This window comes from Schaalia sp. Marseille-Q2122 (genome assembly GCF_903645355.1).
Classification (GTDB): domain Bacteria; phylum Actinomycetota; class Actinomycetes; order Actinomycetales; family Actinomycetaceae; genus Pauljensenia.
On sequence record NZ_CAHJXR010000003.1, the window covers coordinates 255,581 to 274,701 of the forward strand.

General features: G+C 60.3%; 11 protein-coding genes. 7 read left to right on the plus strand and 4 right to left on the minus strand.

Annotated features, from left to right (window positions below):
* Positions 1-56 precede the first annotated feature (56 nt).
* The 3 genes from HWX48_RS03655 to HWX48_RS03665 all read left to right on the plus strand — a co-directional run bounded on the left by HWX48_RS03655 (position 57) and on the right by HWX48_RS03665 (position 4,060).
* Positions 57-1,427: a hypothetical protein gene (locus tag HWX48_RS03655; RefSeq protein ID WP_175954729.1), complete on the plus strand. Its 1,371-nt coding sequence runs from the start codon at positions 57-59 to the stop codon at positions 1,425-1,427.
* Positions 1,428-1,517: 90 nt separating this feature from the next.
* A complete protein-coding gene (gene guaB, locus HWX48_RS03660; RefSeq protein WP_175954731.1) occupies positions 1,518-3,041 on the plus strand; it encodes an IMP dehydrogenase in 1,524 nt (507 codons plus the stop codon).
* A gap of 329 nt (positions 3,042-3,370) precedes the next feature.
* Entirely contained in the window at positions 3,371-4,060 is a 690-nt protein-coding gene (locus tag HWX48_RS03665; RefSeq protein ID WP_175954733.1) for a transaldolase family protein, read from the plus strand.
* Between the two features lie 9 nt (positions 4,061-4,069).
* On the opposite strand, the gene HWX48_RS03670 is transcribed toward HWX48_RS03665, so the two are convergent.
* Positions 4,070-4,786: an exonuclease domain-containing protein gene (locus tag HWX48_RS03670; protein ID WP_175954735.1), complete on the minus strand. Its 717-nt coding sequence runs from the start codon at positions 4,784-4,786 to the stop codon at positions 4,070-4,072.
* A 139-nt stretch (positions 4,787-4,925) separates the two neighbouring features.
* On the opposite strand from HWX48_RS03670, the gene HWX48_RS03675 reads away from it, so the two are divergent.
* A complete protein-coding gene (locus tag HWX48_RS03675; RefSeq protein WP_175954736.1) occupies positions 4,926-6,056 on the plus strand; it encodes a GuaB3 family IMP dehydrogenase-related protein in 1,131 nt (376 codons plus the stop codon).
* Between the two features lie 308 nt (positions 6,057-6,364).
* Positions 6,365-9,589 carry a CshA/CshB family fibrillar adhesin-related protein gene (locus HWX48_RS03680; protein WP_175954738.1) on the plus strand — a complete coding sequence of 1,075 codons (3,225 nt, stop codon included), beginning with the start codon at positions 6,365-6,367 and terminating at the stop codon, positions 9,587-9,589.
* 158 nt (positions 9,590-9,747) lie between these two features.
* On the opposite strand, the gene HWX48_RS03685 is transcribed toward HWX48_RS03680, so the two are convergent.
* Positions 9,748-11,445 carry a fumarate hydratase gene (locus HWX48_RS03685; protein ID WP_175954740.1) on the minus strand — a complete coding sequence of 566 codons (1,698 nt, stop codon included), beginning with the start codon at positions 11,443-11,445 and terminating at the stop codon, positions 9,748-9,750.
* Between the two features lie 306 nt (positions 11,446-11,751).
* Between HWX48_RS03685 and HWX48_RS03690 the strand changes: the two genes are divergently transcribed.
* Positions 11,752-13,152, plus strand: coding sequence for an aspartate ammonia-lyase (locus HWX48_RS03690; protein ID WP_175954742.1), 1,401 nt, complete (start codon positions 11,752-11,754; stop codon positions 13,150-13,152).
* A 645-nt stretch (positions 13,153-13,797) separates the two neighbouring features.
* On the opposite strand, the gene HWX48_RS03695 is transcribed toward HWX48_RS03690, so the two are convergent.
* Together HWX48_RS03695 and HWX48_RS03700 are read right to left on the minus strand one after the other, a co-directional pair.
* A complete protein-coding gene (locus HWX48_RS03695; RefSeq protein WP_175954743.1) occupies positions 13,798-15,099 on the minus strand; it encodes an ISL3 family transposase in 1,302 nt (433 codons plus the stop codon).
* 793 nt (positions 15,100-15,892) lie between these two features.
* Positions 15,893-18,358 (minus strand): bifunctional UDP-sugar hydrolase/5'-nucleotidase, encoded by a 2,466-nt coding sequence (locus tag HWX48_RS03700; RefSeq protein WP_175954745.1) that lies wholly within the window; start codon positions 18,356-18,358, stop codon positions 15,893-15,895.
* 158 nt (positions 18,359-18,516) lie between these two features.
* On the opposite strand from HWX48_RS03700, the gene HWX48_RS03705 reads away from it, so the two are divergent.
* The gene (locus HWX48_RS03705; protein ID WP_254872944.1) at positions 18,517-19,017 is read left to right on the plus strand and encodes a DUF456 domain-containing protein; all 501 of its coding nucleotides are present in this window, start codon (positions 18,517-18,519) and stop codon (positions 19,015-19,017) included.
* Positions 19,018-19,121: the final 104 nt, after the last annotated feature.

The window sequence follows — 19,121 nt, forward strand, 5'->3', positions numbered from 1 at the left end:
GTAGGCACCGTTCCCCCAACCTCTGGGCACCCTCCATGCCAGCGAAGGAGCTGAACATGCAGACTCCATGGTCCCACCCGGCCGTCCGCACGGAATTCGACGAAGAAATCCGTCTTCTCATCACCGCAATGACCCACACGCCCACAGATGCGCTCAGCGAAGATGACGCGCAGGCGGCGGGGTGCCAGGTGGTTGAGCGTGCCCACCTGGCCTCACTGTGGTGCAGTGCCGCCCTCTATGCCCCATGGACACTCACACCCATGGACACGGGGCAGATCACGAGCCAGGCAGGCCAGCTCTATCACTGCCTCCGCAGTACCGAAATCCTCCACGACGAGGCAGGGCGTGCAACACGTGCGCGGCAAGCTGAAGCCTCGTGTGCCCGCAAGCTCAGCGCTCGCGAAGCTCTCGCCCTCATTGAAGCCTCCGCTCACGCCACCCTCCTGGGAATCGAAGGGGCAGCAGAGGATCTCCTCTCCCTTCTCAGTGAACATGAGCGGAGGCACTGGGATCCGCGCTACGGCCTCCTGGGCTCGACGCGCGAAGACCACGGCTATGAACTGGCCACGAATGTGGCCGCCATCGGCATTTACATTCTCGCTGCCGAGGTCACCGGTGAACGCCTGTGGGCTGACCGTGCCCGCGCCGTCGCCAGTGCCCTCGCGCGCAGCCTCCCCGTAGGGGCCCTGCCGCTGCGGGCCACCACAATCACAGAAGGCGGGGACTGCCTCCCCACATCGGCTGATGAAGGAAACAACGCCGATCCTGCCGCTGACACAGTCCAACGAGGGCGAGGCGCGACCTCCTCTGCCGCCCTCGTCGCCCCCATCAGCCCCGCGTCCCACAGTGGCGTGTACTTCACCTGGGTGCGCCAGCTCCTGTTCTTGCGAGCCCACCTGGTTGAGGCCGGTGATGAGGCGCCCGAATGGCTGCTCACCAGCGCATGGGGTATCTACCGCTGGGCAATGAAGGCATCCTGGAAGGGTGAGGAGGAGGGCTTCTCTCCCGTTATTTCCCCCCTTGCAACCTTCGCCTCCACGGGTGTCGTGGCCACAGACGATGCCCTAGAGTGCCCGCCAGCCTTCTGCCCGCTGGCCGAGGCCGTCAGCGCAGCTGAAGCCCTCGGGAAAACCCTGGAGTACGCGGGTGGTAGGGATGAGTGGTTAACCCAGCTCAGCGCTGATTTCGCTACGGCGATGACCTGGGCGGATCTGCATCTGCGGCGCGGGCCAGGCCAATGGGAGGCGCGCAAGGGGCAGGAGGCATCGACCTCGCCAGCGACCGGATGGGAGATGCTGCACCACCGGCACGGAATGCTCTACGGTCTTTTGCCCCCGCTCATGCTTGCACGCCTGCCGCTCGCCCCCTCCATTGCCAGCGCCCTCAAGCACGGGCACCTGGCGCCGGTGTTCATCTACCTTGACTGAAAGGAGGCCTCGGGGTGAAACTCGCCACCCCGAGGCTCAGAATCCGATCTGAGGTTTTTGAGCAAACACTCCAGCGCCTAACATTGGCTCATGGGACACTTTGACGACACAGACCCCTTCGCTCTGACCGGCCTCACCTACGACGACGTCCTGCTTCTTCCTGAATTAACGGATGTGGTGCCCTCCGAAGTGAACACCAGCTCCCGACTGACGAAGAACATCACCCTGCGTATCCCGCTCATCTCCGCAGCAATGGATACCGTGACCGAAGCCCGCATGGCCATCGCCATGGCCCGCCAAGGCGGCATCGGCATCCTTCACCGTAATCTGTCCATTGAAGAACAAGCTCACCAGGTCCGCCAGGTGAAGCGCTCCGAATCGGGCATGGTTGACGACCCCGTCACCGTCAGCCCCGATGCCACCATTGAAGAACTCGACAAGCTCTGCGGCCACTACCGCGTTTCGGGTCTGCCCGTCGTTGCTGAAGACGGCTCCCTGCTGGGCATTATCACCAACCGCGACCTGCGTTTCGTGCCACCCCAGGACTGGTCTCGCCTGACCGTCTCGGACTGCATGACCCCCCGCGAGCGCCTCGTCACCGGCCATGTGGGGATCTCCCGCGAGGACGCCAAGGCCCTGCTGGCCGAGCATCGCGTGGAAAAGCTCCCCATCGTCGATGACGACAACCGCCTGATGGGCCTCATCACCGTCAAGGACTTCGTCAAGACTGAGCAGTACCCCAACGCCACCAAGGACGCTCGCGGCCGACTCATTGTCGGTGCTGCCATCGGCTTCTACGGCGATTCCTGGGAGCGCGCCATCGCGCTGGCCGAGGCAGGCGTGGACGTCCTCGTCGTGGACACCGCCAATGGTGGTGCTCGCCTGGAGATCGAAATGGTCAAGCGCATCAAGTCTGACCCGCGCTTTGAGGGGATCGACGTCATCGGCGGTAACGTCGCCACCACGGAGGGCGCTCAGGCCCTCATTGATGCTGGCGTGGACGCCGTCAAAGTCGGCGTTGGTCCCGGCTCCATCTGCACGACTCGCGTGGTCGCAGGCGTGGGTGTGCCCCAGGTGACTGCCATCTACCTGGCGGCCAAGGCCTGCAAGCCCGCCGGTGTTCCTTTGATCGCTGATGGTGGCCTGCAGTACTCGGGTGACATCGGTAAGGCCTTGGTGGCCGGTGCTGACACGGTCATGCTTGGCTCCCTGCTGGCCGGTTGCGAGGAATCCCCCGGTGAGCTGGTCTTCACCAACGGTAAGCAGTACAAGCGCTACCGCGGCATGGGCTCCCTGGGCGCGATGAGTTCGCGCGGGCGCAAGTCCTACTCCAAGGACCGCTACTTCCAGGCCGATGTGTCCTCCGACGACAAGATCGTGCCCGAGGGGATTGAAGGCCAGGTGCCTTTCACCGGCGCGCTTGCCTCCGTGGTCTACCAGCTGGTCGGCGGCCTGCATCAGACCATGTTCTACCTGGGTGCCTCCACTATTGAGCAGGTCAAGGCCAATGGCCGCTTCGTGCGCATCACCTCGGCAGGCCTGCGCGAGTCACATCCGCACGACGTGCAGATGACGACAGAGGCCCCGAACTACCACGGTCAGGGTGCGAAGTAACGCTGAGCTGTAGTGTCTGACGAGGGCGGGGTCGCGACTGCGGCCCCGCTTTCGTGTGCGGCCCCGCTTGCGTGTGTGAAGAGCGTGGTGGTGCGGCTGGTGTCCAGTCTGCGCTCAAGCGGGGGAGTAGGGCGCTCAAGCGGGGGAGTAGGGCGCTCAACTCGGAGCTGCGGAGGATATGTCAGGCGCTGGCTGGCCTGGTGGCATCTGCCGGATCGATCAGGTACTGAGTCCCCTTGTGGTGGGCAGAGGCTAGGGTATCTTGAGAGATAAATAATGATGTGAGTGCCTCGCAGCGCTCACGACTCAAGCAGAACAGAGGGAAATCAATGCTGATCCTCATTGACGATGCAGATGTCGCCGCCATTGCCGACGTCCTGTCCTACCTGCCCGTAGACGGCGTTACCACCAACCCGACGATTCTGTCGCGCGTGGGAAAGGACCCGGTTGAGGTCTTACGTGAGATCCGCGAGCTTCTGCCCGCCCGCGCCCAGCTGCACGTCCAGCTGGTCTCTACCACCACCGAGGGGATGATTGCCGAGGCCAAGGCCCTGTGCGCCGAGCTGGGCAATGACCTCTACGTTAAGATCCCCGTCACCCGTGAAGGCTACGCCGCCATTCCCCGAGTGACCGATCTGGGTTTCCGCGTGACCGCTACGGGCATCCACTCCTCCATGCAGGGCTTTATGGCAGCCAAGGCAGGTGCCAAGTACATTGCTCCCTACGTCAACCGCATGGACAACTACGGTATTGATGGCGTGCGCGTGGCAGCGGATATCCACAAGATGCTGCGCACCCATGAACTCGACTCCGATGTGCTCGCAGCCTCCTTCAAGAACTCCGAGCAGGTTCTAGAACTTGTTCGCGCGGGCATTGGCGCCATCACCGCCCACCCTGACGTGCTCGCTCACCTGGTCGGTAACCCCGCAACCGATGCGGCCATTGCCGACCAAAATGACGACTTCGCCTCTCTGGTGGGTGGACGCCACACCTGGACCGATCTCCTGTCGCGTGAATAAGCCGCAGCTTCAGGAGCGCGGCCAAGCGCGAGAAATATGCGCATCGCGACCCTGGCGACGCAGATAGCCTTCAAAATCTTCGGCCCATTCGGCGTGGGCTCGCACCTGAAGCTCATGCAACTGCGCAGGGCTCAACCCTGCGAGGGCCTCGATCTTATGCGCCATCGCCCCCAGCACATCCAAGGTCATGGCAACGTCAACCTCGGCCGTGTGGGCGTCGTCGTCAGCCTCCACGCCGTAGGCGGGCGCCATGGTTGTCAACGTCTTCTTGCCCTTACGGAAGCGGTCAAAATGGCGGTCAAGCACAAGGGGATCGACAACGAACATGGGAGCACCTGCCAGGCGCTCATCCAGGGTCGCTAGGCCGTGACGGGCCAGTTCAGCGTCAAGGATCGTCATGTCATAGGGGGCGTTGAAGGCCACCACGGGGAAACCGCGCTGCCAGTGGGCAACGAGGGTGGCGGCAACCTCGTCAATCACGTCGCCAATGGGGCGGCCGTGTTCGCGTGCGTACTCGGTGCTGATGCCGTGGACGGCGCTCGCGGCCTCGGGGATGGGGACGCCGGGGTCGGCCAGCCACGTGTGGGTGTGGTCGGCGCCCTCGGGGGTGGCCCCGCCCATGCGCAGGACGAGGGCGGCTGTGACAATGCGGTCAGCGCTGGGATCAACGCCAGTTGTTTCCGTGTCAAAACCCATCCAGGGGACCTCGGTCCACGAGAGTGTCATCGCAGGTTCTCCTTCGTGCGCAAGCATTTTCACTACTGATCCTAGTGTGCGCTATCGGCCCCGACTTTCTCGTATCGGGAGCGTGCACATCAGCGTGCGGGGGAGCACAGGAGGCTCGGATCTGGATAAAATTGTCAAGGTGAGCACTGAAGTGGAAATTGGCCGCGGTAAACGCGGGCGGCGCGCCTACACCCTTGATGACATTGCCCTGGTGCCTTCGCGGCGCACTCGTGACCCGAAGGACGTCAATGTCGGTTGGCAGATTGACGCCTACCACGTGGATATTCCCATTATGGCTGCGCCAATGGACTCGGTGATGAGTCCGCAGACCGTCATCCAATTTGGCCGCCTCGGGGGCATTGGCGTGCTCGATCTGGAAGGTTTATGGACTCGCTATGAGAATCCTGAAGCGATTTTGGAAGAAATCGCTGCCTTGCCGGTGGATCGTTCGATTGCTCGCCTGCAGCAAATCTATTCCGAGCCCATTAAGAATGAGCTGATCACCGAACGACTGCGCGAGATTCGTGAAGCGGGTGTGGTGGTTGCGGGAAAGCTTTCCCCGCAGAGCACGCAGGAACATTGGCGTGCTGTCGTTGAGGCGGGCGTGGACCTTTTTGTGATTCGCGGAACGACTGTTTCAGCTGAACACGTTTCCTCACGTACTGAGCCGTTGAATCTCAAGCGTTTTATTTATGAGCTGGATGTTCCGGTGATTGTCGGTGGGGTGTCCACGGATACTGCTGCCTTGCATTTGATGCGCACCGGCGCAGCTGGTGTGCTGGTGGGCTTTGGTGGCGGCGCTGCGCATTCAACCCGCCAATCACTGGGTGTGCATGCCCCGATGGCAACGGCCCTGGCGGACGTGGCGGCCGCGAGGCGTGACTATATGGATGAGTCGGGTGGCCGCTATGTGCATGTCATTGCTGATGGAGGCATTGGCCGTTCGGGTGACCTGTGCCGGGCGATTGCGTGCGGTGCGGATGCGGTGATGTTGGGTGCGGCTTTGGCTCGCGCTGAGGAGGCTCCGGGTCGGGGCTGGCATTGGGGGTCTGAGGCGACTCATCCGGATATGCCCCGTGGGCAGAGGGCCTATGTGGGGACCTCGGGCACGATGGAGGAGATCCTCTATGGGCCGTCCCATCGCGCGGATGGTTCCTTGAATTTCGTTGGGGCTTTGCGTCGGACGATGGCGTCGACGGGCTATTCGGAGGTGAAGGATCTGCAGCGTGTGAACGTGGTGGTGAGTCCTTATCAGCCGTCGGATTACTGACCTGTCGGGCAAAGTTAATATGGGTTGAGATCTAAATAAAATGGCTTTGCCAAATGGGCAGGCTGTAGCTATTATTGTGAGCTTTGAAAAAGTTCTTCTGTGTAGTTATCCATGAAAATGGTCTTCGAATAGGGAGAAATAGTAGGATTTAAGCCGATAGGGAAGGCGATGAAGATCTGCAGTCCGTGGTTTTTCTTCACGCCGGACCCCTACATCCCCACATCGTTTATCCCATACGGTTTAATCCCGCACAGTGTCACACGGCGCGCATCCCATCATGTGTGAGCCGTTAAGTAAAGGAACGCCTCGTGAAGCACGGAAAGCGAGACAGTAGGCTCGATCTTTCATTGCGTGCGCGCGCTCATCAGCCGCGCCGCAGTATTCTTCGATCTTCCCTTGCGGCTTTTCTTGCCCTCAGTACATTGGCAGCATTGAATAGCTCCTTCGCCATTGACATTGCCCTTGAGCGGGACTCAGAACAGGCTCAATCGGCACAGAGTGACGCCTATCGCGGCGCACTTGAGGGGGACGATGCCCACGAACCAGGTATTCGTGGTCATAACCCCCGCGACCAGGAACCTGGAGGGACCTCGGACGATCAGCAAGTCCCCTCCTGGGAGGACGGGGCTGGCACCGGGAGTATAGATGGTGGGAACGAGGGAGCGAGCAGTCCCGATGTTTCTGGCGCCCCAGTTGGCGACGCAAGCGAGGCCACCGAGGATGGCTCTGCTGCTGAAACAGCCGTGCCTCAAAAGGATGAAGGCTCAGAGGTAGCAGGCGAGAAAAAGCCTGAAAAATCGCCTACAGGGTACTCCGGCTTCTTCCGGGCTCGCCAGCCAAGTGGGACATCCACAGTGCCTCGTGACCCCAGTATTTTGCCCGCAGTGTTTGCAGCGGGAGGTAGTGGCAGCTACAAAGAATGGATCCAGTGGCTCCAATGGGGAAATTACGACGACGATTTCGCGGGGACCTCTCGCCCTGATGTGCCTGTTCTTCACTACGGTAGATCGCGAACGATGAGGAACTACCGAGATTTTGGTACATCAGGCTACTTGCTGACACAATGCACTCTTTCGGACCTGACGTACCACAGTGCGCGATCGGGAGTGCCGGACGCTCAAGCGAGAGGACCGCTTGTCGCAACAGTTCCAGGAGCCTGGGCTGGAGACGTCCTCGATAATCTTTATAACAGTGGCAAGGGCGGTCAATGGAGTAGTGGGGGTGAAGTACGGGCTTCTTGGGAGACGTACCCCGAGCACTACACCAACTTGAATAAAATGGTTATTGGCCTGGCAAATGGTTATGCCTATAACGGTAATGGGTCGATCGCGGGACAGAAATACACAGCTTCTGGATTTAGTTCGGAAGTGAGCTTCAATATTCAGTGTTCGGCAGAGCTTGTTGAGCCCTCCGGACAAAAAAGAAACATTCCCCTAAACGGGCTTGTTTTTGCAGATGCTGAAGCCTCAAGTGCATACGACGGTGGGGACAGGGACGAGTGGATTCAAGCGTACGCCTGGAACCCAGGCACGAAATGGCGCGTCCTGGACACCCTCCGATCCGATGGCTGTCCGACCTTCGCCCGTGGTAGTTACCTTGATGCTGACATTAACAGCACGCAGCTTCTGCGCTTGATTCCTAGTGGGAAAGAGTGCGTCTACCAAAACCAAGGCCGCTACCGCACACCAAGTGGTGTTGGCGGTCCTGGTGCTGTGATGTTTATGGAGGGCGCTAATGGTGCAACCATTCGCATGCAGGGTAGTGGATATTCTGCAGTTGCCCTTGGCATGGTGATCGCTTCTGATTTTGGTGATGCGCCATCAAGCTACGGCATTGCAGGTTCCCTTTTCCAACCCAAATGGTCAGCGGGACAACCAGCCAACAACTCAACCCATGAAGCGCATATGGGTGCCAATCTTATGGAGACAAGGCCAGCAACGGTTATACCTGGCCCCACTCGGCTTGGCCAACTAATTGATGCTGATTCTCATTACTCTGCCAGTGTCGGGGCTGACCAGGATGATCAATCCGGGCAACAGCCCAGTGACGAGGATGCGCTTAACGCTGAGGCCTTGCGCACGAAAGGTATCAACGTTAATTTAGGTGGCACGCACGCAGTGAGTGTGCCCTGTCAAGGGCCAGGCAAGGTTGCTGGCTGGATTGACTGGGACCGTAACGGCGTATTTGATGACACTGCAGAGCGCAGTAATGTCGCCACATGTTCCGGCTCCGAGGTTGAGCTCCAATGGACTGTTCCGATGAAAGCCAAGCGTTCCGTTGCCGGAGAGCCCGGATCTGCAAACACCTTCATGCGTTTACGAATCGCGAACGCAACTCGCGATGCTGAACTCAAACCGACTGGCGTTACTGTGGCGGGTGAAGTTGAAGACTACGAGCTGAAGGTCTACGTTCCCACAGTCACCCTTGAAAAGACTGTCAGCGCTCCTTGGACGTCTAATCCGCTTCCAGCAGACAGATGGACTCTGAAACTTACGCACCAGAGGCTTACTGGAGATGGGTACGCTCTCACAGGTAGTGGGCGAACGGTAGAGACTCCGGTTGTTGCCGGTACCTTTAACTTAACCGAGAGCAGTACTGCCCGAGAAGCGGTTGCTTATCAAGCCGGCCAGTGGGTCTGTTCTGAGGCTCCCGGCACTATTAAACCTCCAGGGCACAGCTACAGCAGCAGCCTCGTCGCCTCCGGCCGATTGTCCGTTGCTCAAGCTGACCGCGTCCTGTGTCGCATTACGAACACCACCAAACCCGCCAGCCTTGCGTGGCAAAAAACGAATAAAGCGACCGGGGATCACCTGGGCGGAAGCTCATGGACGCTCAGAGGCCCCTCGCACCCTTCGGGCGTAACTGTTGAAGACTGCATGAGCGGCGCCTGCGGCGGCCTCGATAAAGATAATCGACCGGGATTCTTCAAAGTCACCCCGCTGAAATGGGGAGACTACACAGTGCAGGAACTCGCGGCCCCTGCCGGATTCCGTAAGGATGGGCGCATGCACCACTTCCCCCACATGGTGAACGGCATCATCGATGTGGCTCTTCCCGCGCCTATCCCTAACGCGCCCAATGACACGCCTATTATTTGGCGCAAGGTAGATGCCTCCGGACAAGGTCGCACACTCTCAGGCGCTCAATGGCGTTTGGAACGACAGGGCGGAGCAACAATAGCGATCCCCGACTGCGTGGCCACTAATCAGCAAGCCTGCACCGGGATTGATAAGGACCACCGGGGAGGTTACTTCCGGATTCTCACCACAGAAGCTGGACGTTACACACTGACTGAAACGGTCGCTCCGATCGGCTACCACCGCAACACGCAGCCCCTCGTGCGAAACATTAGTGCGCAGGAACTGGGCAGCCAGATCGATCTTGGGGCTATCGCAAATACCGCGATCACACCCCCCGCCCTCCCCTTCACCGGTGGAGCAAGCGCGGATGCCTTCCTCTTCGTCGGTGGCGGAGCCCTAGGAAGCGCAGCGATTGCTGCGGCGTACCGTCGCCGTCAACAGTCCGTGCTCTAAAGAAGTCTCACCTCGCCTACTAGAGCCCTGACCACAAGAGGCTCGACCACAGAACCCTCGACCACTAGACAGGGCAGGGGGGCTGGTGCATCACAGCACCAGCCCCCCTGCCCTTTACAGAGCCTCCAGCCCTCTACAGAGTCAGACTCCGCGCGGCCTCACAGGCCAGGGCGCTTTCCGATCGTCAGGGTCACTTCCTGCGTGCCAGCGAAGAAGTCATTGCCCTTATCGTCAACAACGATGAAGGCCGGGAAGTCCTCAACCTCGATCTTCCAGATGGCCTCCATCCCCAGCTCGGGGTACTCGACCAGCTCGACCTTCTTAATGCAGTCCTGAGCCAGGCGCGCAGCGGGGCCGCCAATGGAGCCCAGGTAGAAGCCGCCGTGCTTCTCGCAAGCGTCGGTGACAGCCTTGGAACGATTGCCCTTAGCGAGCATAATCATCGAGCCGCCCGCAGCTTGGAACTGGTCAACGTAGGAGTCCATACGGCCGGCGGTCGTGGGGCCAAAAGAACCGGAGGGCATGCCCTCGGGGGTCTTGGCCGGACCCGCGTAGTACACCGGGTGATCCTTGAGGTACTGGGGCATGTCCTCGCCAGCGTCCAAGCGCTCCTTGATCTTGGCGTGGGCAATATCGCGGGCAACAATAATCGTGCCGTTGAGGGACACGCGCGTCTTGATCGGGTGCTTGCTCAACTCAGCGAGGATCTCAGGCATTGGGCGGTTGAGGTCAATCTTGACGGCCGCTCCCTTACCGGTGGAGGACACGCCGCAGGCCTCAGCGTCCAGGTCTGCGTCGGTGACCTCGGGCAGGAAACGGCCCGGATCGGTGTCCAGGGCTTCCAGGAATACGCCCTCGGAAGTGATCTTGGCCTTGCACTGGCGGTCAGCCGAGCAGGACACGGCCAGAGCGACGGGCAGGGAGGCGCCGTGGCGGGGCAGGCGGATGACGCGCACGTCGTGGCAGAAGTACTTACCGCCGAACTGGGCGCCAATACCGATCTGGCGGGTGAGCTCAAGGACCTGTTCTTCGAGCTCAATGTCGCGGAAGCCGTGGCCGGTGATGTCGCCGTGGGTGGGCAGGGCGTCGAGGTACTTCGCGGAGGCGTACTTGGCGGTCTTGAGGCAGTACTCGGCGGAGGTGCCGCCAATGACGAGGGCCAGGTGGTAGGGAGGGCAGGCTGCGGTGCCGAGGGAGCGGATCTTTTCTTCGATGAATTGCATCATGCGCTCGGGGTTGAGCAGGGCCTTCGTCTCTTGGTAGAGGTAGGACTTGTTGGCGCTGCCGCCGCCCTTGGCCATGAAGAGGAAGGAGTATTCTGCCTCGTGGCCGGGCTTGGTGTCGGCGGCGATCTCAATCTGTGCGGGCAGGTTATTGCCGGTGTTCTTCTCGTCCCACATGGTCAGGGGAGCGTTTTGGGAGTAGCGCAGGTTGAGGTTGACGTAGGCGTCGTAGATGCCGCGCGAGAGGGCTTTCTCGTCGGGGCCCTCGGTGAGGACCTGCTGGCCGCGCTTGGCTGAGACGATGGCGGTGCCGGTGTCTTGACACATGGGCAGTACGCCGCCGGCGGCGATCACGGCATTCTTGAGCAGGTCAAGGGCGACGAACTTGTCGTTGGCTGAGGCTTCCTCGTCGTCGAGGATATTGCGCAGCTGCTGCAGGTGGGCGGTGCGCAGGTAGTGGGAGATGTCGTGGAGGGCGGTCTCGGCTAGCAGGGAGAGCGCCTCGGGAGCGACCTTGAGGAAGGTGCGCCCGTCGGGGCCTTCGACTGTTTCGACCCCTTCGGTGGTGAGAAGACGGTATTGGGTGGTGTCTTCACCGAGGGGAAGCATGTCCTCGTAGAAGAACTCAGTCATGAGTGGCTCCTTTACGCCCGTAGTTTCGCAACAGCGTGTCTGCAACCCTAAAGGTAGGTGGCGCGGAGGGGGGAAGGGGGACAGGGGTCCCTCAGTGCTTTTGTCATGACTGACGAGGGCGACGCCGCCCTCGTTTTCGGCGGAAAACCGGGGTTTGGTGGTGGGTGGGAGGGTGGGATGCGTGGGTGACGTGCGGGGATGTGGGGCGAAAGGCCGGGGAGGGGGAGGGATTTTCGTCCTACCGCTTTGGTAAAAATAAGGGACAATAGATAAGGCGCTCATTGCGAAAATCACTAAGGAGAGGCTATGTCCCAGCAGCGTACCGACGAATACCGCATCGAACACGACACTATGGGTGAGGTCCGCGTTCCTACCAACGCCCTCTACCGCGCACAAACCCAACGCGCCGTCGAAAACTTCCCCATCTCCGGCGAGCGGCTCAACAGCCACCACATCGCCGCCCTGGGACACATCAAGCGGGCTGCAGCCCTGACCAACCATGAACTCGGCGTCATCACCGAAGCACAAGCCGCCGCCATCGTCGCCGCAGCCGACCGCGTCATCGCCGGCGAGTGCGACGAGCACTTCCCCATTGACGTCTTCCAGACCGGGTCGGGCACCTCGTCCAATATGAACACCAACGAAGTCATCGCCACCCTGGCCTCCACCGAGGACCTCCCCATCCACCCCAACGACCACGTCAACGCCTCCCAATCCTCCAACGACGTCTTCCCCTCCTCCATCCACATTGCCGCCTACGGCGCCGTCGTCAACGTCCTCCTACCTGGCCTGCACACCCTCCACGACTCCCTCGCGGCGAAGGCCAGTGAATTCACCAACATCGTCAAGTCCGGGCGCACCCACCTCATGGACGCCACCCCCATCACCCTCGGCCAAGAATTCTCCGGCTACGCCACCCAGATCGCCAAAGGCATTGAACGCGTCGAAGCCGCACTGCCACGACTAGCCGAACTACCCCTGGGCGGCACAGCCGTCGGCACCGGCATCAACACCCCGGAGGGCTTCTCCGCCCGCGTCATCGAACACATTGCGCAGCACACCGGCCTGCCCCTGCGCGAAGCCGACAACCACTTCGAAGCACAGGCTGCGCAAGACTCCCTCGTGGAAATGTCAGCAGCCCTGCGCACGGTGGCCGTGTCCCTGGTCAAGATCGCCAACGATCTGCGCTGGATGGGCTCTGGCCCGCGCACGGGCCTGGGAGAAATCAACCTGCCTGACCTGCAGCCTGGCTCGTCCATCATGCCCGGCAAGGTCAACCCCGTCCTGCCCGAAGCCACCGTGCAGGTCGCCGCGCAGGTCATCGGTAACGACGCAGCCATTGCCTTCGCCGGAGCTCAGGGCAACTTCGACCTGCTCGTCATGCTGCCCGTCATGGCTTCCAACCTGCTCCAATCCATCACCATCATCGGCAATGTCTCCCGCGTACTCGCCCAGCGTTGCGTGGACGGCATCACCGCCAACGAGGAACGCTGCCTGCGCCTAGCAGAATCCTCGCCTTCCATCGTCACCCCGCTCAACCGCCTCATCGGCTACGAGGCCGCCGCCGCCATTGCCAAGCACTCCGTCAAGCACGACCTCACCGTCCGCGAGGCCGTCATTGACCTGGGCTACGTGGAGCGCGGCGAACTCACCGAAGCTGACCTGGACGCCGCCCTCGATGTGCGCTCCATGACCGGCGACTTCTAGGCGGGGGGCTAACGTAATGAGGTGGGTGCACGATGAGAGTCGCGCACCCACCTCAGGTTCAAGAAGAAAAGTGTGACACAAGCACGAGTGAGAAAGACTTAAGGCTCGTCATACGTTTTCTCGCCTCTGTCTCATTGCAGCATTATGGACAGCCATCATCTGGGCCTTGATTCTGACACGCGTCTCTTCCTGTTCAGGCAGAGCCGAAGCGATTCTGTTCCCAGTCGGTGAGTCAAAGTGCGGACGATGCCTATGAAATAGATCGGATTTGAGGAAACCGCCTGAACTACTCCGATAGAGAAAAAGGCGAGACTCGAAGGTGAAGGGTCTAAGAGCAGCTAGATCAAGGTCAGGAATCCATGTGAAGCGTGAATCTTTGATGAGCTGGTAGTCGATTGCCCGATTAACGCAGGCCGCAACCCAATCAGCAAACTGAATACACGGACTGATGCGGCTGTCCAGGTGCATAGGAGCCTCTATGATCCGTCGCATATCCTCATGCTCCTGGGAGCGAGAAAACACTTAAGCGTACATGTCTGAGGTTTGCCGGGAACGCTCTTTCTCATTCACGCAATCCATGATGACCATGATGTTCTCATCATGACTATCCGCGTAACGGGCCAGGCGATTGAGGGCTCTTCCCATTTAAGGGTGTAGCTGGGGTTTGAATCCGCCTGCTTCGAGCAGGCTGCGGGTGATGTAGTTGGTCAGGTTGCGAAAGCCGAGTGCTGAGCCGCGTAGGTGTTCCAGGCGTCCGTTGAGTGCTTCGGTGGGGCCGTTGCTGGTCCTGGGATGGTCGAAGTAGGCCAGGATGTCACCGGCGCGTTTCTTCAGTGTTCGTCCCAGGGTAATGACCTCGCTCAGGGCGGCAGGTACGCCGCTAGAAATCGCGGTGATCAGTTCTTGCATGAGTCTTTTGCCCTTGGCCCGCTCGGGCTGACGGTAAGCGGCCACCATCTTCTGGTACACACCCCAGGTCACCTCGACTTGGGCATGGTCATCGTTGGCGAAGAGCGCGTCTAAACGCTTGCGCTGGGCAGGGGTGAGCAGGTCGCTACCGGTGTGCAGAGTACGGCGGGCCTTGTACAGGGGATCATCAGCCCGTCCCCGCCGTCCATGTAGTTCTTGCTGAACACGCCGACGACACTCATCAAGCGCCTGGCCTGCCAGGTGTACTACGTGGAAGGGATCGAGCACGGCCCTGGCCTGGGGCATTTCCTCGGTGGTGGCGGTTTTAAACCCGCTAAAACCGTCCATCGCGACCAGTTCCACGCCATCTCGCCATGCTCGGGGCTGCTGGGCCAGCCAGCCCTTGAAAGCCTGCTTGGAGCGGCCCTGGACCATGGCGAGTAGCCGGGCCGGGCCAGTGCCATCCTTGACGGGGGTTAAGTCGATGACCACGGTTACGTACTTGTCACCTGCGCGAGTATGGCGCCAAACATGCTCATCCACGCCGATAACTCTGACTCCTTCAAGCCGGACGGGGTCGTTGATCAAGAGGCGCTGTCCTTCGGCCAGCACAGCATCGTTGGCGGTGTCCCAAGCCACGGACAGGCCCTGAGCGATGCGGGATACGCTCAGGTGTTGACACACCAAGGCTTCCAACGCCCAACGCACCGCACGCCTCGATAGGCGTGCCCTGGGCTCAGCTGCCAGGTCCATGTTCTGACGCCATACGTGTGCGCATTCCTGGCAGCGGTAACGACGCAGTCGCACTTCCAGTGTGGTGGGACGCCATCCAAAGGGCTCGTGAGCCAGCCGGCGCTTGACCGTGTCACGTGCCAAGCCTTGACAGCCACACCGCCCACACCAGTCATCAGGCTCGACCAGGCGGCATTCCAGTATCGCCCGCTCAGGCTCGACACGCTGGCCAGTAACGACAAGACCAAGCTCGTCCAAGCCAGCAAAAGTAGTCAGATCAGGCGCGACGAAGGTAGCGTTGGACATGTTGAGGTCTTCCCGTTGGGCGGTGTGATGACTCCCATCATCGGAAGACCTCAACCCCTACCCACACACCAACACACCCTCCCCTGGATCACACCACCAATACACCCTCAATTGGGAAGAGCCCGATTGAGGGTCTCTTTAAGCGCATCACTTTCCCGGGCTCTCTGGTCGAGACTCGTCTGTCGTGGGGTTCCCAAGGGCTTCTCTGCTGCGTAGTAGAAAAGTCTTCCTCCTAGCTGAGTCACCCTGCGAACGAGATGTCGAAAAACACGCAAGTTTTGAGGGTTTTCTGTCGACGTTTTCTCTCGGAAAACGAAGGCCCCTTCGCTTCCCATGTCCCAGGATCATTCTCCCCAATGAGGTCAGCGAAAAGCGTGTGTTTCTCGTAATGAAACTCTCTACTGAATGTGCGAACGGCCTGTTCTGGAAGGATAAAGCCTGCGTAGCCAAACGCTGGACTTGTCTTGTATCGGGAATCGGAACGTGAGACAAACGCGCCGGTTTCTCCCACCTCATCCAAGTATGCGATGAGCATAGGGCTTCCATTCTTTCCACGCGAAAGGCCCCGCACGAGCGGGGCCTCCGGAGTCGGCGCATGGGAGCCTATAGGCTTTCGCCGCATCTCCTGCTACCAGAAGCCATTTTATAAGTGATAGTGCTTGATTTGCAATCGGGCAGTTCAGATGTAGCAAGTACCCGCAGAAGCAAGGGCATGACAGCGCCGTGGAAATGGGCCAAACAGTGGCAGTTGTGTGGGGCGAGGGCAATACCCTTGCCCCACACAACCGAGCAATTAGCGGCGTCGACGCAGGAAGATGAAGGTCAAACCAATAGCTGCCAGAAGCACCACAGCGCCTACCGCATAGCCAGCTACCGAACCGGTCTGCGCGATCTTACCGCCCTTGGATGGAGCCTTGGGTGTGAGAGGATCCTTCGGCGTGATGGTGGCATCAGCGGGTCTCACCGTGAATTCAGCCTCGGCACTGTGACCTGCCGTGTCGGTGACGACGACGCGGTGCTTCGAAGCGGTGAAATCGGAGGGAATTGTCCACTTCAATGACGCTGCACCTTCAGTGTTGGCCCTGGAAGTACCCGCTGTCACGGGAGTCGAATGCACCGTGAAAGTCAGGTCAACACCAGGATCAAAACCTGATGCCTCGAAGGTGATGGTTTCACCGCGCTTAACGGACCCCGGAGTCGCGCTCACCTTCGGGGCGATGTCAGGAACTCGCGCTTCAGCGCCTCGGCGCGCAACTTCCTTTCCAGAAGCATCGCGGAGGACGAAGGACAGCGGGTAGCAATCAGCCCCAGGCGTCTTCACACAGGTCTGAGAGGGCGAAGTGCGTGGAATATCAACGCTGATCGAGGCGGTACCCATCTCCGGACGCAGGGCCACGGGAGTCATATCGATAGGCGCCGACGCAATTGACGTGCCGAGTAATTCCACATCAAGTGTCGTCGCTCCCAGGGTCTTTTCCGCATCGTTGCTGTAGACAGCCCCGTAGACGGACAGCGTCAGACGGTCAGTGGCGCCGTTCACGAAGGTCGAGTCGGTCTCAACAGCAATCTGGCGCTTCTTGGTGGTGGCCACCAGCGGGTCAGCTGCGAACTTGTTCAGGTACATGGCCGTGACATCACGGTCAAGGGTTCCGGTGTTGACGAAAGGAACGCCCTTAAAGACAAGGTATCCATCGCCACCTTCCAGGACGAAGCTATTGCTCGCGACAAGGATTGGAGCGTCGGCGGTCACAGCCTTGCCATCCACCATCACCGACTCCACGGCTTCTGAGCGCAGGGCAGGGATCTGCGGGTCATCAGCGGCCGTCAGAGCAGCAAGTGCACGCACAGCCTTCTGATTGAGGGTCACCTCAACGTTACTTGACAGGCCCAGCATGAGAACAGGGCGGTCCTTACCTGGCTGGAACTGCTGCCCGAGTAGCTCCCGGAACTGGGCGCCGGTCAGCTGCGCGTAGCCCATCTCGTTACCGAAAGGCTGCACGGTGTAAGCCTCGCCCAAGGTCACCACGCCGTCGGTGGCCTCGTCGCCCGACTTGGCGTAGAGAAGGTCAGCGCGCACGCCACCGGGATTCATCACACCCACGCGGGTCGCCACAGGGTGGGACACCTCGTCAGTCAACCACGAGGCAAAAGAGTCGGCGAGCATATTCGATGCGGTGGACTCGGTGCCACGGTTCGAACCCGGATCCGTGCCCTTATTCGTGCCGCGCAGGAAGTCTGACCCGATACGTGCCAGGGGCTTACCGCCCTCGATCTTCGCCTGAGCGACGGCCGTATCCACGATGGCCTGCACGCCATAAGCGTCCTCGAGGCACTCTGACTTTTGCAGGTCAATGGATTCGGCCTTCACCGCTGTGATGGTCTTTGTCGCCGGATCAATACTGATTGAGGCCTTCCCCAGGTTCCAGCCGTAATGGTCAGCCTGGATGACAGCAATCTGATTGCCCTCATTGCCGGTGACGACCTCAAGGAAATCAACGTGGGTGTGGCCGGCAAAGACCGCGTCAACGGACTTATTGAACTGTGTGGCCTGGTCGGCGGCGTCCTCGTGAGTGAGGACGACGACAATGTCGGCCTCGCCATTGGCGGCATCCCCGTCCTTCAGAGCGGTAGCCTTCGCGTTGGCGGCGGCGAGGGCGGGGGTGATTGTCAGGCCTGCCAGGGCGCTGGGAGAGACGAGGGAGGGCAGCTCGTCAGTGAGCGCACCCACGAAGCCCACCTTGACGCCCTGGACCTCTTTAATGAACACGCCGCCGCCATTGCCCTGAGCGTCCAAAGCAGGCGAACCAGAGAGATTGGCTGCCAGGTGAGGGAAGGTTACCAGCGGGAAGACACGGTCAGTGAGGTCCTTAATGCCCAGGTCAAGTTCGTGGTTGCCCACAGCGGACACATCCAACTTCATGGCGTTGAGGACCTCAAGGGTCGGCACATCCTTGAGGATGGAGGAGGTGTATGCCGAGCCTCCGATATTGTCGCCAGCGGAGGCGAACAGCAGGTCGGGGTTGGTGTCGCGGGCCTTCTTCAGCTCACAGGCCAGGGTCACCGCGCCGGGATCAACGACCTTGTCAGGCTTGCCGGGCTCCTTGGCTTTTTGGATGACTCTTTCGAGGTGACCGTGGAAGTCAGTAATGCCATACACATCCACGGTGACGGTAGCTGGGTCGTCAGCTACAGCAGCAGCCAGAGGGGTGAATGCCAGTGCTGAGGCAAGCAGCGCCGAGCATACGAAGCGGGTCTTCATGCTATTCCTTCGTCTCTGAAGTGGGGAGATTGGGCGTCCCCACATTATTCCCCATGAACGGTCAGGATTCAGGGGGAAGAGTCACGCAGGGTGAAGAGTCCCGCTTCCCTCTAGGATGGAGGAAGTTTTGTTCCTCCTCATGACGGAGCGTGCCCACAGTGAGTGCCTCTTTTCTCATCATCCTTATCAGTGGTCTTTTGGTCCTCGCCGGTATCGTCGGCGCCGTTGTCCAAATCTGGCCCTCCGGCCCTTTCGTCGCCGGTGGCATCCTACTGTGGGCGTTTCATGTCAATACCCCGTTGGCCTGGGGCGTGTTCGCCTTCGCCCTCTTTATCCTGGCTGTCGCTTTCGTGGCAAAGTTTGTCATCCCAGGAAGGAAACTCGCCCAATCGGGCATCCCGAATTCGACGCTGATCTGGGGACTGGTCGGCGCCGTCGTCGGCTACTTTGTCATCCCCGTGGTGGGCTTCATCGTTGGCCTGGTCGCCGTCATTTACGTTGTGGAATACCTGCGCCTTCAATCCCCTCAAGATGCGTGGAAAGCCACCCTTGAGGCTCTGAAGATCGTCGGCCTATCCATTGTCATCGAGTTGCTTGCGGCCCTGGTGGCCACCTCGGCGTGGATCGGCGGCATGATCTTTACAGCCATAGGCGTCTAAGGACCAGTGGGAACCTGAAGGCCACGGGGAGGCAAAGACAGAGCCTAGTACCCTTCCCGCCAACGGTGCCCCCTCGCTGAAAAACTCCACGTCCAGCGCCCCAA